Origin of the sequence: Nocardia sp. NPDC060220 (assembly GCF_042727815.1) — a bacterium.
GTDB lineage: Bacteria > Actinomycetota > Actinomycetes > Mycobacteriales > Mycobacteriaceae > Nocardia.
In genome coordinates this window covers 1-4,238 of the sequence record NZ_JBHWZY010000368.1, presented here as the reverse complement: position 1 = coordinate 4,238, position 4,238 = coordinate 1, and the positions used below count along the sequence as shown (strand labels likewise).

Sequence of the window (4,238 nt, the reverse complement as noted above, 5' to 3'; positions counted from 1 at the left end):
TCACCCCGTCCCCGTCGGGCCGTGGTCACATCCTGCGGCGTTTGCTCCGCCGCACCCTCACCACGTTGTGGCGCGACGATCCGACCCGCACTCTGTCGGACCTGCCGATCGAGCTGGTGGACCACACCCTCGGGCACTTCCGGCAATCCGTGCGCGGCCAGGACGTGCGCACCCTGCTGGTCGAGGAGGAACACAAATTCGATCTGCTGATCCAGCGCGGGCGAAAGGTCTTGTCCCACCGTCGTTTCAGCGGACCCTTGACCGACGGCGACTACCACTACCTGCACGACACCCACGGTCTGCCCCGCGATCTCGTGGTGTATCTGACCACCGAATCCGGGGTCGGGTGAGCGGGTTCGGATTCTGGGCCCTTCGTGGCGGTAGCAGGTTTTCGGAAGCGCAAGGCCGGACCGGGTGTGAGGATCGCCGGACAACGATGCGAGGAGAAGAGATGCGACAACATGCTGGTCCGGCTCCGTCGGTTGCGCAGTGGCGCGTGGTCGGGGGAAGCCGATGAGAACCGTCGTGCTGAGTCTTGTCGCGGTGCTGTTCGCGGGGATGGGGTTGTACGCGCTGGTCGCTCCCGCCGCGCTGGCACGTCCGTTCGGGACGACGGTGGCGACGGCGGTGAGCCGGGCCGAGATTCGCGCGGTGTACGGCGGTTTCGGGCTGGCCGTCGCCGGGGTGCTGTTCTGGTCGGCGTTCGGTGCCGATGATCTGCGGTCCGGGGCAGCGCTGACTGTGGGTGTCGCGCTGGCCGGGATGGCGGGCGGTCGCATCATCTCGCGACTGGTCGACAGCGCGACGCGCTTCTATCCGAACTGGTTCTACTGCCTGGTCGAGCTCGTGGGCGCCGCGCTCGTGCTCGGTGTCGCCTGACGGATCCGGTCGGACACCTTCCCGTAGTGTCCGAAACGGTGAGGTGGGGGCCGATGAATTTCGAGCGCGAAGGAGGTCTACACGGTATGAGGAAACTGATCTACGGATTCGGCGTGTCAGTCGACGGTTACGTCAACGACCGCGACGGCAGAATCGACTGGACCGACCCCGACGACGAGCTGCACCAGTACCACAACGACAGATTCCGCGGGCTCGAGGTCGCGGTGAACGGTCGCAGGCTCTACGAGCTGATGGCCGAGTACTGGCCGCACGTGCCCGAGGACGCACCGCCCATCCAGCGCGAGTTCGGCGAACTCTGGACCCGCACACCCAAGGTCGTCTGCTCCCGCACGCTCACCGAGGTCCACTGGAACAGCACCCTGGTCAGCGAGAACGTCGTCGAGGAGGTCCGCAGGATCAAGGCCGAAGGCGACGGCGTCATGGAGGTCGGTGGTGCGAGCCTCGCGTCCGCGCTGATGCCACACGGGCTCATCGACGAGTACCAGCTGTTCGTCTCGCCGATAGTGCTCGGCGGTGGCACACCGATGTTCCCGGCACTGGATCAGCGGATCGGGCTGCGTTTGGTCGAGACGCGGCGCTTCGAAACGGTGATGCTGATGCGCTATCAGGTCGACTGAGGTCCGCTCACCGCGGCTGTAGCTGCGGTTTCTCACGGTGGCCAAGGCTCTGTTGCCTGGTCAGCGCCGGTGCTAGTGTGCTCCAAGCACTTTCGTTATCCCCGTGAGATCTGAGGAAACCTATGTCGACCCGTTCTATCGTCACCGCCTCCGCAGCCGCGTTGCTGCTCACCGGTGCTGCCGCTGCTGTTGCCGCGCCCGCGCAGGCGTTCCCTGCCGGGTGGTGGGCTGAGAAGACCTATGTGTGTTCCTCCACCAACCAGGCCGGCGCGCCGCTGCCTGACGTTACGGTGAAGGCCGGCAACGAGGTTGGTGCGGCGTATTACGCGACCCAGCAGCTCGGCCCGGACGCGGCGCAGATGCAGTGCCGCGAACTGTGATGTGATCATGTTCGGTGTCGCCGCACGTCGGGGAGCGGTGGCACCGAAGTCTCATCCCGCGTGCGAGAGCACGAATTCGCTTACCGCAGCAGACTGATTCAGTAGCGCGTGCCCGACTCCGGGCAGGAGCCGCACCTCGCCTCGGGTGAAGGCGCGGGCGCGTTCGGCGGTGCGTGCGGAGTCGAACAGAGCGTCGCGTTCGCCGACGATTATCAGGACCGGGATGTCCACTTCGCGTAGTTGTTCGTCGCGGAAGATGGGCAGTTTTCCGGGGCGGGGCGTGAAATGGGTGAACGTCAATGCGATGTCGTCGACGATCGGATCCGCTTGCGCCCCATCCAGGCCGAGGCCCAGGCGTGCCATCTCGTGCACGCTGTGCCTGCCGATCATCCGCAGCCCGATCGCCTTCACCAGCCAGCCGTAGCGGTGCTTGCCCAGTCCTCCCGGGCACAGCAGGACCAACGTCGTAACCCGGCCCGGCCTGCGCAGGACGTAATCGAGGGCGGTCCACCCACCCAGCGACATGCCGGCCAGTGCCACGGTGTCGAGGCCGAGTCCGTCGATGACCTCGTCGAGCCAGCTCGCGGTCGCATCGCTGTCCAATGCCAGCCGGGTGGGGACGCTGAAGCCGGGTTCGCCGGGCAGATCCACCGCATACACGCGGAAGCTTCTCGACCAGTCCGCGATGTCGGCGCGCCAAGTGCTCGCGTTGGCTCCTGAGCCGTGCAGCACGACCAGCGGCGGTGCGTCCACCGGTCCGGAGGCCACGACGAACGTTTCGCCGATGCCGGTGTCGATCCGCAGTTCCTCGCGTGGCACCGGCCAGGCGTCGAGGTGTTCGCGGTAGCGCTGCTCGACGAGCCGTCTGCCTTCGTCGGTTTTGTAGATCATGAGCGCAGGATTCCGTCCAGGTAGTCGAGCAGGCGGGAACTGTCGACGAGGCTGCCGAGCAGGATCACTTTGAGGCGGCGCCGGGCCGGGTCGTAGCTGGTCTCCACGCGCATCCGCTGACCGCCGCCGCCTCGGGTACCGGCGGTGGCGGTGAGCAGAGTGGTGATCCGGTCGACGGTGGCGCGGTCGATGTCGTCGATCTCGACGATGCAGGAGGACTCGGCGTGTCGACGCGGTGTCGTCTGCGGTGTGGTGATCGGCAGTCCGGTGAAGGTCTCGAGGTCTTCGTGGGTGATGCGGTACTGCTTGCCGATGCGCACGGCGGGGAGTTTGCCCTCGCGCACATAACTGCGCACGGTGCGGACATGCAGTCCGAGCAGTTCGGCGACCTGCTCCACCGAATAGAGACGATCTGTCATGAAACAACCGTAAACGAAGGTACATATAGGGATCAATAGGGACGTTTTGTGAGTTGTGGACTGTGACAATGATCGCGATGGCAACCGTTCGCCCAGGTGGGACCGCACACTGGGCACGACACGCCCGATCCGCCCCGCTACCCCCGTGACCAGCGGATCTGCTCGAGCGCAAACCTTGACGCTCGCGCCGCGACACGTTTGTGTGCAGGTAGCGGGCCGTGCCGCGACGCCGCGAGCAACCCCATGTGCCGGGCCGCGGGCCGAGCACCTCGACAGGGGCTCTACCCTCGAAGACATGCAGTCCTGGTCCGATATCGCCCTGCCGACAGTCCCCGGAACAGGGCCGCCGTTGCGTTTGTACGACACCGCCGACCGTCAGATCCGCCCGGTCACCCCTGGAGAGACCGCGAAGATGTACGTCTGCGGCATCACGCCCTACGACGCCACCCACCTCGGTCACGCCGCCACTTACCTGACGTTCGACCTGGTCAACCGGGTCTGGCGCGACGCGGGCCACGACGTGCACTACGTGCAGAACGTCACCGACGTCGACGACCCGCTGTTCGAGCGCGCCGACCGCGACGGTATCGACTGGCGCGACCTCGGCAGCCGCGAGATCGACCTGTTCCGCGAAGACATGGCCGCACTCCAGGTGCTGCCCCCGCGCCACTACATCGGTGCCATCGAATCGGTGGAGGAGGTGGTGGAGCTGGTGCAGAAGTTGCTCGCGGCCGGCGCGGCCTACATCGTCGACGATGCCGAGTACCCCGACATCTACTTCCGCACCGACGCCACCGAGCAGTTCGGCTACGAATCCGGCTACGACCGCGCCACCATGGAGACGCTGTTCGCCGAACGCGGCGGCGACCCGGACCGGCCGGGCAAACGCGACACCATCGACGCGCTGCTCTGGCGGGCCGAACGCCCCGGTGAACCGTCGTGGGAGGCGCCTTTCGGCGCCGGCAGGCCCGGCTGGCACATCGAGTGTGCGGCGATCGCGCTCAACCGCATCGGCGCCGAGTTCGACATCC

At 66.5% G+C, this 4,238-nt stretch carries 7 protein-coding genes; 5 read left to right on the top strand and 2 right to left on the bottom strand.

The window, feature by feature from the left end; translation table 11 throughout:
* The 4 genes from ACFWF3_RS19670 to ACFWF3_RS19655 all read left to right on the top strand — a co-directional run.
* On the top strand, positions 1–350 hold a 350-nt coding region (locus tag ACFWF3_RS19670; protein ID WP_379314759.1), incomplete at its 5' end, for an alanine--tRNA ligase-related protein.
* 163 nt (positions 351–513) lie between these two features.
* On the top strand, positions 514–879 hold the full coding sequence (locus ACFWF3_RS19665) for a DUF4345 domain-containing protein (RefSeq protein WP_379314758.1): 366 nt from the start codon (positions 514–516) through the stop codon (positions 877–879).
* 86 nt (positions 880–965) lie between these two features.
* Positions 966–1,517: a dihydrofolate reductase family protein gene (locus tag ACFWF3_RS19660; protein WP_379314757.1), complete on the top strand. Its 552-nt coding sequence runs from the start codon at positions 966–968 to the stop codon at positions 1,515–1,517.
* A 122-nt stretch (positions 1,518–1,639) separates the two neighbouring features.
* Complete coding sequence (locus ACFWF3_RS19655) at positions 1,640–1,897, top strand: hypothetical protein (RefSeq protein WP_194828263.1); 258 nt, start codon at positions 1,640–1,642, stop codon at positions 1,895–1,897.
* Between the two features lie 51 nt (positions 1,898–1,948).
* Here the strand turns inward: ACFWF3_RS19655 and ACFWF3_RS19650 are convergent, their stop codons facing one another.
* Together ACFWF3_RS19650 and ACFWF3_RS19645 are read right to left on the bottom strand one after the other, a co-directional pair.
* Positions 1,949–2,788: an alpha/beta fold hydrolase gene (locus ACFWF3_RS19650; protein ID WP_379314756.1), complete on the bottom strand. Its 840-nt coding sequence runs from the start codon at positions 2,786–2,788 to the stop codon at positions 1,949–1,951.
* A complete protein-coding gene (locus ACFWF3_RS19645; RefSeq protein WP_379314755.1) occupies positions 2,785–3,207 on the bottom strand; it encodes a helix-turn-helix domain-containing protein in 423 nt (140 codons plus the stop codon). The genes ACFWF3_RS19650 and ACFWF3_RS19645 overlap by 4 nt, the downstream gene beginning before the upstream one ends.
* A 295-nt stretch (positions 3,208–3,502) precedes the next feature.
* On the opposite strand from ACFWF3_RS19645, the gene ACFWF3_RS19640 reads away from it, so the two are divergent.
* The coding region (locus ACFWF3_RS19640) for a class I tRNA ligase family protein (protein WP_379314754.1) at positions 3,503–4,238 on the top strand (736 nt) is incomplete at its 3' end.